Genomic DNA, 802 nt, shown 5'->3' on the forward strand with positions numbered 1-802 from the left:
CTATGTAGACAATGTGCAGGGCGAAGGGGGCACGGACCAGCATGAGGAGTACCTGCTGGGCACCATTGATATTACGGACAACCGCTTTGACCTGTGGGCGGGAGACGGCGATGTTCTCAGCGGCAGCAGCTATTTCTACGGCTGGGCCTGGATCAGGCTGGTGCCGGCTCCATAAGGCAAAAATTAAAAATTCGAAAGTCTTCCACCTCCGCGGATTACCGTTGGAGGTGGAACTCAAATTGGAATCCCTTAAAACAAGGTTTTACTAGAAAAACCCCTTAATGGCATCAACTACGGTTTTCTGTTCTTCTTTCGTTATCTCGTAATAAAAAGGCAGTCTGATTAAACGGGATGACAACGACTCTGTGACCGGAAGCTGGCCGTCCGTGTACCCGAATGAGCGCCCCACCTGGGAAAGATGCAGGGGCAGGTAATGAAAAATTGCCAGTATTCCTAGTTTTTTCAGGTAGTTCATCAAGTTGTCCCGCTCATTTTCGCTGTTGAGTAAAATGTAGAAAAGATGACAGTTGGACTGGCATTCATCGGCAACATACGGCAACCGGATTTTTCCGGCATTCGTCAGCGGTACAAGGGCTTTATAATAAAAGTCGAAAATTTCCTGCCGGCGGTTATTAATTAATTCCATATTTTCCAGCTGGGCATATAGAAACGCGGCCACGATATCGGAGGGAAGAAAGGATGAACCTATATCGACCCAGGTGTATTTATCCACCTCCCCCCTGAAAAATTTTCTCCGGTTGGTTCCCTTTTCCCACAATATTTCCGCCCGTTCAATAAACCG

General features: G+C 47.6%; 1 protein-coding gene. It reads right to left on the reverse strand.

The window, feature by feature from the left end; translation table 11 throughout:
• Positions 1–265 precede the first annotated feature (265 nt).
• A partial coding sequence (locus tag SCM96_15990) for a DegT/DnrJ/EryC1/StrS family aminotransferase (protein MDW7762109.1) occupies positions 266–802 on the reverse strand: 537 nt, incomplete at its 5' end.

Source organism: Acidobacteriota bacterium, assembly GCA_033549365.1.
Classification (GTDB): domain Bacteria; phylum Acidobacteriota; class Aminicenantia; order Aminicenantales; family Saccharicenantaceae; genus JAWSUF01.